13 protein-coding genes are annotated in these 15,778 nt (G+C 45.4%); 1 reads left to right on the top strand and 12 read right to left on the bottom strand.

Annotated elements, in window-relative coordinates; genetic code table 11:
• Nucleotides 1-30: 30 nt before the first annotated feature.
• The 11 genes from AB8613_RS11255 to rlmD all read right to left on the bottom strand — a co-directional run bounded on the left by AB8613_RS11255 (nucleotide 31) and on the right by rlmD (nucleotide 12,229).
• A complete protein-coding gene (locus tag AB8613_RS11255; RefSeq protein ID WP_372383829.1) occupies nucleotides 31-657 on the bottom strand; it encodes a protein-L-isoaspartate(D-aspartate) O-methyltransferase in 627 nt (208 codons plus the stop codon).
• Nucleotides 658-1,401 carry a 5'/3'-nucleotidase SurE gene (gene surE, locus AB8613_RS11250; RefSeq protein WP_086711985.1) on the bottom strand — a complete coding sequence of 248 codons (744 nt, stop codon included), beginning with the start codon at nucleotides 1,399-1,401 and terminating at the stop codon, nucleotides 658-660.
• A gap of 81 nt (nucleotides 1,402-1,482) precedes the next feature.
• A complete protein-coding gene (gene truD, locus AB8613_RS11245) occupies nucleotides 1,483-2,529 on the bottom strand; it encodes a tRNA pseudouridine(13) synthase TruD (RefSeq protein ID WP_372383828.1) in 1,047 nt (348 codons plus the stop codon).
• 22 nt (nucleotides 2,530-2,551) lie between these two features.
• Nucleotides 2,552-3,031 (bottom strand): 2-C-methyl-D-erythritol 2,4-cyclodiphosphate synthase, encoded by a 480-nt coding sequence (gene ispF / locus AB8613_RS11240; RefSeq protein ID WP_086711987.1) that lies wholly within the window; start codon nucleotides 3,029-3,031, stop codon nucleotides 2,552-2,554.
• Between the two features lie 2 nt (nucleotides 3,032-3,033).
• A complete protein-coding gene (ispD, locus tag AB8613_RS11235; RefSeq protein WP_146490605.1) occupies nucleotides 3,034-3,735 on the bottom strand; it encodes a 2-C-methyl-D-erythritol 4-phosphate cytidylyltransferase in 702 nt (233 codons plus the stop codon).
• Entirely contained in the window at nucleotides 3,735-4,016 is a 282-nt protein-coding gene (ftsB, locus tag AB8613_RS11230) for a cell division protein FtsB (RefSeq protein WP_010435786.1), read from the bottom strand. The genes ispD and ftsB overlap by 1 nt, the downstream gene beginning before the upstream one ends.
• A gap of 306 nt (nucleotides 4,017-4,322) precedes the next feature.
• The gene (gene eno, locus AB8613_RS11225) at nucleotides 4,323-5,621 is read right to left on the bottom strand and encodes a phosphopyruvate hydratase (protein ID WP_017059033.1); all 1,299 of its coding nucleotides are present in this window, start codon (nucleotides 5,619-5,621) and stop codon (nucleotides 4,323-4,325) included.
• Nucleotides 5,622-5,701: 80 nt separating this feature from the next.
• Complete coding sequence (locus tag AB8613_RS11220; RefSeq protein WP_017063214.1) at nucleotides 5,702-7,342, bottom strand: CTP synthase; 1,641 nt, start codon at nucleotides 7,340-7,342, stop codon at nucleotides 5,702-5,704.
• A 150-nt stretch (nucleotides 7,343-7,492) separates the two neighbouring features.
• On the bottom strand, nucleotides 7,493-8,290 hold the full coding sequence (mazG, locus tag AB8613_RS11215; protein ID WP_372383827.1) for a nucleoside triphosphate pyrophosphohydrolase: 798 nt from the start codon (nucleotides 8,288-8,290) through the stop codon (nucleotides 7,493-7,495).
• Nucleotides 8,291-8,551: 261 nt separating this feature from the next.
• On the bottom strand, nucleotides 8,552-10,774 hold the full coding sequence (gene relA, locus AB8613_RS11210; RefSeq protein ID WP_060982689.1) for a GTP diphosphokinase: 2,223 nt from the start codon (nucleotides 10,772-10,774) through the stop codon (nucleotides 8,552-8,554).
• A 135-nt stretch (nucleotides 10,775-10,909) separates the two neighbouring features.
• A complete protein-coding gene (rlmD, locus tag AB8613_RS11205; protein ID WP_372383826.1) occupies nucleotides 10,910-12,229 on the bottom strand; it encodes a 23S rRNA (uracil(1939)-C(5))-methyltransferase RlmD in 1,320 nt (439 codons plus the stop codon).
• A 165-nt stretch (nucleotides 12,230-12,394) separates the two neighbouring features.
• On the opposite strand from rlmD, the gene barA reads away from it, so the two are divergent.
• Nucleotides 12,395-15,208 carry a two-component sensor histidine kinase BarA gene (barA, locus tag AB8613_RS11200; protein WP_372383825.1) on the top strand — a complete coding sequence of 938 codons (2,814 nt, stop codon included), beginning with the start codon at nucleotides 12,395-12,397 and terminating at the stop codon, nucleotides 15,206-15,208.
• A gap of 122 nt (nucleotides 15,209-15,330) precedes the next feature.
• Here the strand turns inward: barA and acpS are convergent, their stop codons facing one another.
• Complete coding sequence (gene acpS, locus AB8613_RS11195; protein ID WP_048659396.1) at nucleotides 15,331-15,711, bottom strand: holo-ACP synthase; 381 nt, start codon at nucleotides 15,709-15,711, stop codon at nucleotides 15,331-15,333.
• Between the last annotated feature and the right edge of the window lie 67 nt (nucleotides 15,712-15,778).

The raw sequence follows: 15,778 nt of genomic DNA, 5'->3' as shown, positions 1-15,778 counted from the left end.
TCTCTATCCACCTACACCATTAGTCTTTTATTAAGCTAGCTCACCAGGAACAAGAGGTACAAATCTCACCATCTCGATAACACTCGATAAAAACTCATCGCCGTGTCGAACGATCTTCAATAGTTGCTGTTCGTCATAACCAACTGGAATCAGTAAACGACCACCATCTTTCAGCTGTTGCAGAAGCGCTTGAGGAATCGACTCTGCAGCGGCGGTGACAATAATCGCATCAAAAGGGGCTTTTGAAGACCAACCTTGCCAACCATCACCGTGTTTAGTTGAGATATTGTAGAAATCGAGTTGCTTCAACCTACGTTTTGCATCCCATTGTAGCGACTTTATTCTTTCAACCGAATAAACATGATCAACAAGTTGAGCCAATACCGCAGTTTGGTAACCAGAACCCGTTCCGATCTCCAAGACACGGCTATCTTGTTGTAATTCAAGTAGCTCTGTCATTTTAGCAACAATGTACGGCTGTGAGATTGTCTGACCCTGACCGATAGGCAGCGCATTATTATCATAGGCTTGGTGATACATCGCCTGTGATAAAAAACTCTCTCTCGGCAGTTGGTAGATCGCATCAAGAACCTTTTGATCCTGAATACCATTTTCAATCAGAAAAGTAATTAAACGCTCAGCTTGCGGATTACTCACTTACTTCTCCCCTAACCATGTTGCCATCGCACCCAACGACTCATGCGCTGTTAGATCAACTTGTAACGGTGTTACCGATACAAAACCATGCTCAATCGCGTAAAAATCGGTACCTTCACCGGCATCTTGCTCTTTGCCCGGAGGGCCGAGCCAATAGATATCGTGACCACGCGGGTCTTTTTGCTTGATCATATCTTCAGCGTGATGACGAGCACCTAGGCGTGTCACCTGAGTACCGGACAGTTGTTCTAAGGCTAAATCAGGAACGTTCACGTTCAACAAACGATTGGTCGGGATTGGGTTTGCTAAATGTTGTTCGACAATACGACGAGCAATCGTTGCCGCTGTCTTAAAATGTTTTTTTCCCACCAGAGAAAACGCTACCGATTGAACGCCTAGAAAGTGCCCTTCCATTGCTGCTGCTACCGTGCCTGAATAAAGCACGTCATCACCAAGGTTAGCACCGTGATTAATACCCGTTAACACCAGATCCGGCATATCATTCTTTAGCAGTTCGTTTAACGCAAAATGCACACAGTCGGTCGGTGTTCCTTGTACCGAATAGGTATTTTCAGCAATCTCTTGAACACGCAGAGGCTGTTCTAAAGTTAATGAATTTGACGCACCCGAGCGATTACGGTCAGGGGCAACAATGATAACTTCAGCAAGATCACGTAGCTCATTTGCCAGCTCATGAATACCTTGAGCGTGCACACCATCATCATTGCTGAGTAAAATCTTCATCTTGTATCCTTTCTTTTGTTCCCATGCTAAGCCAAGTCACTTAAATTCCAATATCAAGTGACCCAGCTCCAAGCAGAATCGTTATTGCTCGTAGGTTCTCTCTACGTGTACTTCTTCAACCAACTCACGAACGATAGCGGTTGCGAAACAACCTGCGTCTAGAGAGAACTTAAGAGTGACATTATCTTCGTTCACTTCCCAAGTTAGACCCGCTGGTTTTAACGATGCTTCACGACGGTCATGGCGCATGCGGTTACCGCGAATCAGCGCCATTAGGTCAGGTTCAGAATCAAGATGTTTTTGCTCTAACGCTTGAGACTCATTTGTTGTTGGTAAGGCATTATCACCAGCCAAAGCAACAGTAACCAATGCTGCGCCATTCGCGATGTCTTGGTTTACTGCTTCAATATTGTCCGCTGTTACCGCTAGTTGAGCGCCGTCTTTCATGACAATATCGCCAACCAATGCCGATGCAAACGCATCTTGCTCAATACGGTCTGACAGGATCAGGTTGTAAATCCACGAGCGAGCCGCAGAAAGGTACAAGCTGCGCTTATTCTGGTTACGAGTACGAACGTTATCACGGCCCCAACGACGAGCTTCAGATAAGTTGTTACCTTCATTACCAAAACGCTGAGCACCGAAATAATTTGGCACGCCGACTTGAGCGACTTTTTCCAAACGTTTTACGACATCATCACAATCTGTTACTTCAGACAAAGTCAGCTCGAATTGGTTGCCAACTAAATCACCCGGACGTAACTTTTTGTTGTGACGTGCTGTCGCCAAGATCTCAATGCTTGGGTACTGTGCTAAAAAAGCTGAAAAGTCAGGCTCACCTTTTGGTAGGTGTACACTCAACCACTGCTCAGTAACCGCGTGACGGTCTTTTAAACCTGCCCAGCTCACGTCCTTCGACTTAACACCGCAAGCTTTAGCCAGCTCGTTTGCCACGAAGCTCGTGTTTTCACCAGTTTTACGAATACGAACCATTAGGTGCTCGCCTTCACCAGTAAACTCAAAACCCAAGTCTTCATTAACGACAAAGTGTTCGGCTTTTGCTTTTAGTTTTGCTTTCGCAGTTGGTTTACCGTTTAGATAAGCCAATGAAGATAAAATATCTGACATGCTGTTCTTTTCGTGTTGGTGCTTACGCACTTTTAGTAATTAGGACCACCGCTTCACATGCGATGCCCTCTTTGCGACCTGTAAAACCTAAACGCTCAGTGGTCGTCGCTTTTACATTCACATTGCTAATGCTGGTTTCTAAGTCTTGAGAAATAGCTTGGCACATAGAGTCTATATGAGGCGCCATCTTTGGAGCTTGCGCCATGATAGTAATATCAGCATTACCAATCACGTAACCTTGCTCTTTTACTCGACGATAAACATCTTTCAGCAGTTCACGGCTATCTGCACCTTTCCATTCGTCGTCAGTATCTGGGAAATGACGACCAATATCACCCGCAGCAATCGCACCTAATAAAGCGTCACACAACGCATGAAGGGCAACATCACCGTCTGAGTGTGCAATAAGACCTTGCTCGTAAGGGATGCTTACACCACCAATAATTACTGGGCCTTCACCACCAAACTTATGTACATCAAAGCCATGGCCAATACGAATCATCATTATTCCTTATTCTGACTTAAATAGAACTCAGCAAGCGCTAAATCTTCAGGCTGAGTAATCTTAAAATTATCTGAGCGCCCTGCCACTATAGCGGGCGATAAACCTTTCCATTCGAAGGCTGAGGCTTCATCAGTAATCGAAGCGCCTTGGTGCAACGCCTCACTTAATGCATTCCACAGAGGCTTTGCTCTGAACATTTGCGGCGTAAGAGCATGCCATAAATCGGCTCGCTCAACGGTATGCTCGATCTGCCCTTGGGAACCTCGCTTCATGGTGTCACGAACTGGAGCCGCTAAAATAGCGCCCACATCATGGCTCATCGCACCAGAAATTAGCTTGTCGATATCACTTAGCTGAACACAAGGCCTTGCCGCATCGTGAACCATTACCCAATCACCAAGTTGCTGCTCAGCGATATAGTTTAGCGCAGAGAGCACAGAGTCCGCTCGCTCGCTTCCGCCAGACACTCTGATCACTTGTGGATTCTGATTGAGTGCTAGTTCAGGGTAGTATGGGTCATCATCGCTGATCGCAACGACAATTTGAGCGACTTGTGGGTGAGACAGTAATTTCTCGAGGGTGTGCTCTAAAATCGTTTTGCCGTGAATTTTAAGATATTGCTTAGGGCGATCAGCCCTCATTCGGCTACCGACGCCTGCTGCAGGTACAACGGCAATCACGCTTTGAAGTTGAGTCGACATTAATGGGATTCCTCACCAATGATGCGATAAAACGTTTCGCCTTCTTTGACCATACCAAGCTCGTGACGTGCGCGTTCTTCTATCGCGTCTAAGCCTTGGCGTAGATCGTCAATTTCAGCAAACATTTCTGCATTTCGAATATGTAGCTTTTCGTTTACTTGTTGTTGAACTTGGATTTCGTTGTTCACACCGTAGTAATCAGAGATACCATTTTTACCGAGCCACAGTGTGTGTTGTAGCCAGCCAAACACTATGAGCAGTACTAAAGCAAAAATTCGCATAACACCTTTCGCCGGTTGAAAAAGAAGGAACTAGAATAAGGCACATATATACCATAATGAGCTTATTGGTGCGAGATATGCGGTGTCAGGGAATTAAGAAGTCAGGGAATTATTGGACAGAATAGTGAGTGGTAACAATGAAGTTCCCTACTCCTTTCTTCGTTAGTCTAGGGAATGACGAACTTTCGGTATCAAAAAGATAGCTTTAGAGCCTAGAGGTTCTTCACCTCACTTTTTTACAGGCAAAAAAAACGCCCTACCGAAGTAGAGCGTTTCAAAAGCTTTAAGTTAACAATTCGCTAGGAATTATTGACCTTTAACTTCTTTAAGACCGTTGTAAGGAGCTTTAGAACCTAGAGCTTCTTCGATACGGATAAGTTGGTTGTACTTAGCAACACGGTCAGAACGGCTCATAGAACCAGTTTTGATTTGACCTGCAGCTGTACCTACCGCTAGATCAGCGATAGTTGCATCTTCAGTTTCGCCAGAACGGTGAGAGATTACTGCAGTGTAGCCAGCGTCTTTAGCCATCTTGATAGCAGCTAGAGTCTCTGTTAGAGAACCGATTTGGTTGAACTTGATAAGGATAGAGTTAGCTACGCCTTTCTCGATACCTTCAGCAAGAATCTTAGTGTTTGTAACGAACAGATCGTCACCAACGATTTGAAGCTTGTCGCCTAGAAGTTCAGTTTGGTGCTTGAAACCATCCCAATCTGACTCGTCAAGACCGTCTTCGATAGAAACGATTGGGAAGTTGTTCGCTAGCTCAGCTAGGTAGTGGTTGAACTCTTCAGAAGTGAAAGTTTTACCTTCGCCCTTCATGTTGTAGATGCCAGCTTCTTTGTCGAAGAACTCAGATGCTGCACAGTCCATAGCAAGAGTAACGTCTTTACCTAGTTCGTAACCAGCAGCTGCAACAGCTTCTGCGATAACTTCTAGAGCTTCAGCGTTAGACTTAAGGTTAGGAGCGAAACCACCTTCATCACCAACTGCAGTGCTGTAGCCTTTAGACTTAAGAACTTTAGCTAGGTTGTGGAATACTTCAGCGCCGATACGTAGACCTTCTTTAAGAGTCTTAGCGCCAACTGGTTGGATCATGAACTCTTGGATGTCAACGTTGTTATCTGCGTGCTCACCACCGTTGATGATGTTCATCATTGGTAGAGGCATAGAGAACTGACCAGCAGTACCGTTTAGCTCAGCGATGTGCTCGTATAGAGGCATGCCTTTCGCAGCAGCAGCAGCTTTTGCGTTAGCTAGAGATACAGCTAGGATAGCGTTCGCGCCGAACTTAGACTTGTTATCAGTACCATCTAGGTCAAGCATGATTTGGTCAACGTCAGCTTGTGCTTTAGCGTCAGTACCAACTAGAGCTTCAGCGATTGGGCCGTTTACAGCTTCAATAGCTTTAAGAACACCTTTACCTAGGAAACGTGATTTGTCGCCGTCACGTAGCTCAAGAGCTTCGCGAGAACCAGTAGATGCGCCAGATGGAGCAGCAGCCATACCTACGAAACCGCCTTCTAGGTGTACTTCAGCTTCTACAGTTGGGTTACCACGTGAATCGATGATTTCACGACCTAGAACTTTAACGATCTTAGACATTGAATGTTTCCTTCTCGTTGAATATATAAATGTCAAATTTAAAGGTAGCAGCACAACTTACGCAGCTACCTGTATTCCTTTTACTTCTCTAACTCGCCGCGCTGGAACTCGCCAGCCGCTTTAACGAAACCTGCAAACAATGGGTGACCATCGCGAGGTGTTGAAGTGAACTCTGGGTGGAATTGAGCAGCAACGAACCATGGGTGGTTCGGGTTCTCAATAACTTCAACCAGTTTCTTGTCCGCAGATAGACCCGATACTTTTAGGCCCGCTTTTTCGATTTGTGGACGAAGATTGTTGTTCACTTCGTAACGGTGACGGTGACGTTCATGGATCGTCGCGCTACCGTATAATTCGTAAGCTTTCGTCCCTTTCGCTAGGTGACAAAGCTGAGAACCAAGACGCATTGTGCCGCCAAGGTCAGATGTTTCTGTACGCTCTTCAACTTTACCTTCGCCATCAGTCCACTCAGTGATAAGACCAACAACTGGGTACTTAGTTTCAGTACAGAATTCAGAAGAGTGTGCCCCTTCCATTTTCGCAACGTTACGAGCGTACTCGATAAGTGCTACTTGCATACCTAGACAGATACCTAAGTACGGTACTTTGTTTTCACGAGCGTATTGAGCAGCAAGAATCTTACCTTCAACACCACGGTCACCAAAGCCACCAGGAACTAGGATTGCATCTAGGCCTTCTAAAACTTCTACGCCACGAGACTCAACGTCTTGTGAATCTACGTATTTAATATTAACGCTTAGGCGGTTTTTCAAGCCTGCGTGTTTTAGTGCTTCATTTACTGATTTGTATGCATCTGGTAGTTCAATGTACTTACCAACCATACCAATCGTCACTTCACCCGTTGGGTTAGCTTCTTCGTAAATTACTTGTTCCCATTCAGACAGGTCTGCTTCTGGAGCTGTAATGCCGAAACGCTTACATACAAGTTCATCAGTGCCTTGAGCTTTAATAAGCTGAGGGATCTTGTAGATAGAGTCAACATCGCGCATAGAAATAACTGCATTTTCTTGCACATTACAGAACAGAGCAATTTTCTTACGCTCGTTCGAAGGAATGTTGCGGTCTGAACGACAAACTAGGATGTCTGGCTGAATACCAATAGACAGCAACTCTTTTACAGAGTGTTGCGTTGGCTTAGTTTTCACTTCGCCCGCAGCTGCTAGGTATGGCACTAGAGTAAGGTGCATGAACATTGCGCGTTCACGGCCTAGTTCTACTGCTAGCTGACGAATCGCTTCCATGAATGGTAGAGATTCGATATCACCAACCGTACCACCAACTTCAACGATCGCGATATCGTGGCCAGCTGCGCCAGAAATTACACGCTCTTTGATAGAGTTAGTGATGTGTGGGATAACCTGAATAGTTGCACCTAGGTAATCACCGCGACGCTCTTTCGCGAGTACGTCTGAGTAAACACGACCTGCAGTGAAGTTGTTACGCTTAGTCATCTTGGTGCGAATGAATCGCTCATAGTGACCAAGGTCAAGGTCAGTTTCAGCGCCATCTTCCGTAACGAACACTTCACCGTGCTGAGTCGGGCTCATAGTGCCTGGATCAACGTTGATGTAAGGGTCAAGCTTCATCATAGTCACTTTAAGACCACGAGCTTCTAAAATAGCCGCAAGAGATGCTGCAGCAATACCTTTACCTAGAGAGGATACAACCCCGCCAGTAACAAAAATGTAATTTGTCGTCATGTTTAACCTGAAATTGGTTGAATGAGGGAAATGGACTACTTCTGGACGGGATGAAAATATACCAGAAGCCCCTTATCGCCACAACGTGAAATCTATCACACTGCTATTTTTTATTTTTTGCTTCAAATCAATTCATGATAAAAGCTTTGGTTATCTTTTCTCCGCCACCTTGACTTCATCCCACATGGAATCAAGCTGTTGTAGTGAAAAATCGGTCAAAATTTTATCCTGCTGACGAACTTTTTGTTCCACCCCTTTAAAGCGACGTGAAAACTTCAGATTGGCTTTATTGAGCGTCGTTTCTGGATTTTTGCCTAAATGTCGCACCAAATTGACCGTCGCAAACAGCAAGTCACCTAACTCTTCTTCAACCAAATCTTCATTAGGCGTCACTTGAAGAGCTTCCTCTAGCACCTCATCGACTTCCTCTAAAACCTTGTTAGCCACTGGGCCAATAGAGTCCCAATCGAAGCCATACTTCGCTACCTGTTTTTGAATCTTTGTAGCACGTGAAAGCGCAGGTAGAGAGTTTGGTATTGAGTCTAGAATACTTTCTGGAGTTTTGCCTGCTTGCGCTTTTTCTTTGGCTTTTTCGGCTTCCCAATTGGCATTAATCTCTTCATCGCTCGCAAACTCGGTATCAGAGAACACATGCGGATGGCGGCGCGTTAGCTTCTCATTGATGCCATCAACCACATCAGAAAACTCAAATAGCCCCTGCTCTTTCGCTAGCTGGCTGTAGAAAATCACCTGAAACAACAGATCACCTAACTCTTCTTGTAGGTTTGGCCAATCTTTATTATGAATAGCATCCACCACCTCGTAGGTTTCTTCGATAGTATGCGGAACAATGGTTTCAAAATTTTGTTTCAAATCCCAAGGACAGCCACCTTCTGGATCGCGCAGCTTAGTCATAATCTGTTCAAGTTGTTCAATCGGGTGATTCATCTTTTCTTCCTATTCACTGTCTTTGATTTTTAAATTTAAAACTTCTGTTAAAACTAAAAAAGGTGAGCAGCCAAAACCACTCACCTTTCTATTTTTCTTGTTAAACCAACGCGTCATTCAATGCATTGTTCGGTTTTTACTAAGTAATTGGTTCTTCTAACAAGGCAACAAACTTACGAGACTTCTGAGCATAGCTTGCCTATGTGATGAAGCGAGTATAGTGCAGTTAACACGGTTAGAAAGCCAAGTACGACGTAAAAGCTAGCCTAGTCTTTTGACGCTCATTACATCTTTGATCTGCTCGACACGACTTGTCACTCGACTCAGAATCTCAATATTGGTCACTTCCAAATCGAAATCCATTACCGATAGCTGACGCTTGTAATCGATGCGGCTCTTCATTGTTGTCACGCTGATCTTCTCGTTCGAGAACAGTGAGGTGATGTCTTTCAACAAGCCATTACGCTCTAGCGCTTCAACGCGCAGAGTTAGGATGTAAGAACCGACGAAGCCATTGCCCCAGACAGTATCAATAATACGTTCTGGCGCATGCAGGCTTAGCTCACTCAACTGTTCACAGTCAGCACGGTGTACTGAGATACCACGACCTTGCGTAATGTAACCTTTAATAACATCGCCTGGGATTGGCTGACAGCAACGCGCTAGGTGCGTCATTAAGTTATCAACGCCCTCAACCACTACCGCGTCTTTCTTAGGACGACTCTGCTGTGCTGGCTTGTTTTCCGACTCAAGCAGTTTCTCTAGCGCTTTCTTGTCTTCTTCTTCCGCCGTCGGCTTATTCACCAACGCATTGATGTGATTAACCACTTGGTTAATGCGCAAGTCACCACTGCCAATACCAGCATAGAGTTCATCTGGCGTGTTGACGTTAAAGCGTCTTAGCGCGTATTGGTCTGCATCTTTTAGGGTTGCACCGACTTTCGCTAGTTCAACCTCAAGGATGTCTCGACCCGCTTCGAGGTTCTTCTCTCGGCTTTGCGCACGGAACCAAGCATTGATCTTCGCACGAGCCCGGCTTGAATGAACGAACCCTGTAGTTGGATTTAACCAGTCACGTGATGGGTTCGGTTCTTTTTGAGTGATGATTTCAACCTGATCACCCATCGATAATTTATGGGTAAACGGTACGATACGTCCCGCTACTTTTGCACCGATACAGCGGTGTCCAACCATCGAGTGGATGTGGTAAGCGAAGTCCAACGGAGTTGCACCCATAGGTAAATCGACGACATCACCGCGCGGTGTAAATGCGTATACGCGGTCATCGAATACTTGGCTACGAACTTCATCCAGCATCTCGCCAGAGTCCGACATCTCTTCTTGCCAATCGATAAGTTTACGCAACCAAGTGATTTTCTCGTCGTAACCACTGCGCCCGCTTGAAGCACCTTCTTTGTACTTCCAGTGCGCAGCCACACCCAACTCAGAGTCTTCGTGCATTTGCTTGGTACGGATCTGAATCTCAATGGTCTTGCCTTCAGGGCCCAGAACCACGGTGTGAATCGATTGGTAACCATTTGGCTTAGGGTTCGCCACGTAGTCATCAAATTCACTTGGTAGATGTTTGTATTTGGTATGAACCACACCTAGGCCGGCATAGCAGTCTTGAAGCTGATCGGCGATGATACGCACAGCACGCACGTCAAAAAGCTCATCGAAGTCCAAGCCTTTCTTCTGCATCTTACGCCAGATACTGTAGATGTGTTTTGGTCGACCGCTGACTTCAGCATTGATGTTTGAACGCTGCATTTCTGCTGTTAAATCATCAACGAAATCTGTGATGTATTGTTCACGAACGATACGACGCTCAGACAGCTGTTTCGCAATCTGCTTGTAGGTGTCTGGCTGCTGATAGCGGAATGCGTAATCTTCGATTTCCCACTTAAGTTGACCGATACCTAAACGGTTCGCCAGTGGAGCATAGATGTTAGAACACTCTTTTGCTGCCGCGCGACGTACAGCATCAGGCGCTTTTTTTACTTCAATAAGGTTACAGATTCGCTCAGCTAGCTTGATAACTACGCAGCGGAAATCATCCACCATCGCCAGTAGCATACGACGAACGTTATCAACTTGACCCGAGGCAGCGCTGCCTTCAAGAGTCACGTTTAACTGGCCTAAAGCCGCCATTTCTTCAACGCCATCAATCAACTTTACGGTTTCTTTACCGTAGCTTTCTTCAAACGCTTCGCGCTCAAAAACGCCGCTTGAGACGACGGGAAAAAGTTGTGCTGCAATTAAAGTGGCACGGTCCATGGACAGCGTAACCAAGATTTCGATCATCTCACGGCCACGCCAAAGCAACAGCGATGCTTGCTCGTGATCTTTTAATAGCTCTTCACAGTGACGATAAACTTTGATCAGTTTATTCGAGGTCTTTACGTCTTGATTCAGTGACGCAATCCAACTTTCTAGCTCAAACTGTTCGCTTGGGTTTAAATGTGCGCTTCGTACCGCAACCATCATGCCTTCCTAGTTATTATGTTTTATACCCAACTCAATATGACTAACTGGTTCCAAGTTAGTTCGACCATATTGATATCAGCGCAAGTTTCCCTGCGCCTTTGTGATTCATTTTTAAGCCTTATTTAGAGGCTTCTAAGCCTTAATAAAGAGAGCCATCGATTCTAGATGACTGGTGTGCGGGAACATGTCCAACATACCCAATTTGGCTAACTGATAACCTTGTTTTTCTAAGCTCTCAGAATCTCTAGCTAGAGTAGCAGGATTACACGAAACATAAACCACACGCTTCGCTCCTAACGCTGAAATTTGATCAACGATCCCACTCGCTCCCGCACGTGCCGGGTCAAGCAATACTTTATCGAATTTCTCTTTTGCCCAAGGCTGTGAAGATAAGTCTTCTTCAAGGTTAGTTTGGTAAAATTCCGTATTGCTTAACTGGTTTAACGCTGCGTTAGATGTGGCTTGCTGAACCATTTCATCAACGCCTTCCACACCAACCACAAACGCCGATTGTTGTGCTATAGGCAAACTGAAGTTACCTAGACCACAAAACAGGTCTAGCACTCGCTCATCCGCTTGAGGTTCTAGCCACTCAATCGCTTGAGCCACCATCTGCTGGTTGACCTTCTGGTTCACCTGAATGAAATGGTTTGGCTCGAAAGGTAAGGTAACACCCGTTTCACTATAGGTTGGCGCTTCACCAACCAAACGAACCAACTTATCGGTTTCAGGCATCGAATACAACGTCGCGCCTTCTTCTTTCGCTAACGCTATCAGCGCTTGTTCATCTTTTTCAACCAAAGGTTTGAGGTGGCGTAGCACCATAACAGGGCCAGTATCGCCCAACACCAATTCAACGTGTCCTAAAGACGTAAGGTTGTTGAAAGTGTTTAGTAAATTTTTCAGTTTTGGCAGCAATACATTGAGGCGAGGATCAAGCACGGCACAATCTGTGATGTTTTCAATCTGCTTACTCTGCTTCTTACGGAAACCGAACTGAAGCTGCTGTGTCTTCTTATCAACAAATAGGCTGATACGTGCGCGACGTCGATAACCGGTTTCATCACCTATAATAGGCTGTGCAACTTCAGTATTAGCCGTTTGGTATTGGCTCATCAGGTGCGTCAGAGATTGCGATTTATGCTCAACCTGAGAAGAATAACCGAGGTGCTGAAGGTGACAGCCACCACACTGATTAAAGTGCTTACAAAACGGCTTTAAACGCTGCTCGCTCGGCTTCAATAACTTGATAAGCTTAGCTCGCGAAAACTTACTTTTGCTCTCAGTAAGTTGAATAACCACCTGCTCACCGGGCAATGCGCCATCAATGAAAACTGGTTTATTCTTCTGATAAGCGATACCAGCGCCATTGTGATCCATTCGTTCAACCAAAACCGATTGATGCTTGGTCTCGAGTTGAGTTTTCTTTTTTGGTTGGAAAAAACGTGCCATTGCTTGTGCCTAATGTATCTTTTAATAAGTAATTGGTATCCAGGACTCACTATTATGTCTTGGAATCATTGTCGAACGTCACGGCTTTGATTAAGCTTACCGTTCACTTAACCGCCATTGTGTGCGTTATTTTCCCATATCCAGACCTCGATGTAATTAAAGAACATGACCAGATATGGCTTAAGAGCCCGTGTAATTACCTTAACTCTAGCTCCAACCCTGATTATTGGGTTGCTATTGAGTGCATTTTTCTCATTTAACCGCTATCAAGACCTTGAGGGGCAAGTGGTTAACACTGGTACTAGCATCATTGAACCACTTGCGATTGCGAGTGAATCAGGCATGAAGCTCGAAAGTCGAGAGTCTGTTCGTCAGCTTATTAGCTATGCACATAGGAAGAATTCTAAGTTAGTGCGTAGCATCGCGGTGTTTGATGAACGTCATGAGTTGTTTGTAACCTCAAACTTTCATCCTGACTTTGAAAGCCTGACTTATCCGAAAGATAAACCGATCCCGCATTTGAGCTCATCGAACCTGCTCGATAACACGCTGATTCTGCGAACGCCGATCATAGCCGAAGGCCAATACATCAATTCAGCCAACGGTCAGTCTCAAGCCAACCAAGCGATCGGTTATATTGCGATTGAATTAGACTTATCTTCTCTTCGATTGCAGCAATATCAAGAAGTGTTCTCTGCGTTCTTGGTGTTGATTCTGGGTCTTGGACTTTCTGGGGTATTTGCCTTCCGTTTGATGCACGACGTAACCCAACCGATCACACACATGAAAAACATGGTCGACCGAATTCGTCGTGGTCACCTAGATGTGCGTATCGAAGGCAAAATGCATGGCGAGCTAGACTCACTGAAAAACGGTATCAACGCGATGGCGGTATCGCTGTCAGAGTATCACGTCGAGATGCAGCACAGTATCGACCAAGCAACATCCGATCTACGTGAAACCCTTGAGCAGCTAGAGATTCAAAACGTTGAGTTAGACATTGCAAAGAAACGTGCTCAAGAAGCAGCTCGTGTTAAATCTGAATTCTTGGCTAATATGTCTCACGAACTGAGAACGCCGCTGAATGGGGTGATTGGCTTTACTCGTCAGATGCTCAAGACTCACCTATCGAACAGTCAAACCGATTACCTGCAAACCATTGAACGCTCGGCAAACAACCTGCTCAGCATCATCAACGATATCTTAGACTTCTCGAAACTTGAAGCCGGCAAACTGGCTCTAGAAAACATCCCATTTGAATTCCAAGCTAGCCTTGAAGAAGTAGTAAACCTTCAAGCAACCAACGCTCATGAGAAAGGCCTAGAGCTGACACTTAAGATCGACCCTAAAGTACCACCGGGCGTGGTGGGCGATCCACTGCGTATTCAACAGATCCTGACCAACCTAGTTGGCAACTCAATCAAATTTACCGAACGCGGCAACATTGATATCAGCGTTGAGCTTCGTTCACAAAGCGAAGACAGTATCGAGCTGCAATTCATGGTTCGTGATACCGGCATTGGTATCTCTGAGCGTCAACAAGCTCAGCTGTTCCAAGCCTTTAGCCAAGCCGATGCAAGTATCTCTCGTCGCTATGGTGGTACAGGCTTAGGTCTGGTTATCACCCAAAAACTGGTCAGCCAAATGGGCGGAGAGATCAGCCTAACCAGTCGTCTGCACCAAGGTTCAACCTTCTGGTTCACCTTAAGACTATCAACGACTGATATGCCAATGACTGAGCTAATAGAGACTCAGTGTCTACAAGACAAACAACTGCTGCTTATAGAACCAAATATGCAAGCGGCCTCAATTACTCAGCAAATCCTAACCCAAGAGGGCTTAGTGGTCACGTATCGTTCGGTTATGCCAGACGAGAGCACCTCGTATGACTACGTACTGCTGAACCTAGCCGCGAACCAAGAATATCAATTTGATACTGTGAGTGGTTGGGCGATAGGCGCGAAGAAGATTGCTCAAAACGTGATAATTGGTACACCAAGTACCGAGCTAGCGCTGGGTGAGCAGCTAATGAAAGAGGTCGATGTTCAGTGCATCACTAAGCCTCTTTCTCGTAAGAAGTTGCTGCAAACTCTGGTATCGAATCAAGCACCAACCTTGATTGCACCGGCTATTGAAACACATTCAGAAGAGAAGCTTCCGCTTACGGTATTGGCGGTCGACGACAACCCTGCCAACCTTAAACTGATCACTGCGCTGCTAAAAGAACGCGTAGAAACCGTCATCAGTTGTACCAGTGGTCAGCAGGCGATAGACAAAGCGACAGAGACTCAATTTGATATCATCTTCATGGATATTCAAATGCCACAGATGGACGGTGTGACCGCTTGTCAGAACATCAAAAAGCTGGCGAACAATGCAAACACGCCTGTAATTGCCGTTACCGCTCACGCCATGATGGGGGAGCGTGACCGACTACTTGACGCAGGTATGGATGACTATCTAACCAAGCCTATTGAAGAGCATGTGCTACAACAGGTTCTGATTCATTGGAGCCCAACCTCTGAGGTTGAGCACATCGAAAAAATAGATCCAGACCATCCCGCAGTCTCTGCTGAGATCGATAACGGCTCAGTATCAGAAGCTGAAGCCAGCGTGCACAAAAATATCATCATTGATTGGCAAGCGGCGATGAAACAGGCCGCCAATAAAGAAGACCTCGCACGCGATATGTTGCAAATGCTGGTCGACTTTATCCCAGAGGTTTATGAAGTAGCAGACAAAGCGATAGAAGACAGTGACTACCCAGTTGAAGAACTGATACACATCATTCACAAAATGCATGGCAGCAGCTCGTACAGCGGCGTACCAAGGCTAAAATCGGTGTGTGCGACGATAGAGAAAGAGCTGCGTTCTGGTACTTCTGTTGAAGAGATTGAACCTGAGCTTTTTGAACTTCAGGATGAGCTGGATAAGGTTCAAGCGACGGCTATTCACTACTTGAAACCAGTCAGTGATTAGATTGATTTAGCCTCAAACTCAAAGCAATAAAAAAGCAGAGCATATAAGCTCTGCTTTTTTGTTTAGCAGCGAGTCGAACGCTAGGTTTCGATTAACCTTAATAGGTAGTTATCGATAATCAATTATGATTCGAGCAACACCGTTGCCACAGCGTAGTGACGCTCATCCGAGATAGTCAGATGAATCGATGTTGTACCATTCGCCTCTGCGATTTCACGTGCTTTTTTATGCAGCCTCAGAACTGGCTTGCCATGCTCATCGTTTGAAATCTCAAAGTCGTGGAAGGTCACACCAAGCGCGATGCCCGTGCCTAACGCCTTAGATGCCGCTTCTTTTGCAGCAAAACGTTTTGCAAGGTAACGCCCTTTTTGCTTAAGTTGCTGGAATACTTCAAATTCAGAATCGGTCAAAATACGTTGAGCAAAAGCGTCACCACTTCGTGACAATGCCTTTTCAACACGTTCAATTTCTGCGATATCTGTACCTAATCCAACAACAGCCATGTTTACCCTACTACCAAACTTCTATCTATTAATTCTACTAATTAGTCGCTTACGACTTAACGCTTAC

It is taken from the genome of Vibrio sp. BS-M-Sm-2, from assembly GCF_041504345.1.
Lineage (GTDB): Bacteria > Pseudomonadota > Gammaproteobacteria > Enterobacterales > Vibrionaceae > Vibrio > Vibrio satsumensis.
Note: the sequence above shows the minus strand (reverse complement) of the source record. Positions and strands in the feature narration are given on the sequence as shown.

Coding starts and splice junctions, on each gene's coding strand:
- barA (WP_372383825.1), top strand. CDS start 12,395: ATGACCAGATATGGCTTAAGAGCCCGTGTAATTACCTTAACTCTAGCT.
- relA (WP_060982689.1), bottom strand. CDS start 10,774: ATGGTTGCGGTACGAAGCGCACATTTAAACCCAAGCGAACAGTTTGAG.
- acpS (WP_048659396.1), bottom strand. CDS start 15,711: ATGGCTGTTGTTGGATTAGGTACAGATATCGCAGAAATTGAACGTGTT.
- ispD (WP_146490605.1), bottom strand. CDS start 3,735: ATGTCGACTCAACTTCAAAGCGTGATTGCCGTTGTACCTGCAGCAGGC.
- ispF (WP_086711987.1), bottom strand. CDS start 3,031: ATGATTCGTATTGGCCATGGCTTTGATGTACATAAGTTTGGTGGTGAA.
- eno (WP_017059033.1), bottom strand. CDS start 5,621: ATGTCTAAGATCGTTAAAGTTCTAGGTCGTGAAATCATCGATTCACGT.
- surE (WP_086711985.1), bottom strand. CDS start 1,401: ATGAAGATTTTACTCAGCAATGATGATGGTGTGCACGCTCAAGGTATT.
- ftsB (WP_010435786.1), bottom strand. CDS start 4,016: ATGCGAATTTTTGCTTTAGTACTGCTCATAGTGTTTGGCTGGCTACAA.
- AB8613_RS11220 (WP_017063214.1), bottom strand. CDS start 7,342: ATGACGACAAATTACATTTTTGTTACTGGCGGGGTTGTATCCTCTCTA.
- mazG (WP_372383827.1), bottom strand. CDS start 8,290: ATGAATCACCCGATTGAACAACTTGAACAGATTATGACTAAGCTGCGC.
- truD (WP_372383828.1), bottom strand. CDS start 2,529: ATGTCAGATATTTTATCTTCATTGGCTTATCTAAACGGTAAACCAACT.
- rlmD (WP_372383826.1), bottom strand. CDS start 12,229: ATGGCACGTTTTTTCCAACCAAAAAAGAAAACTCAACTCGAGACCAAG.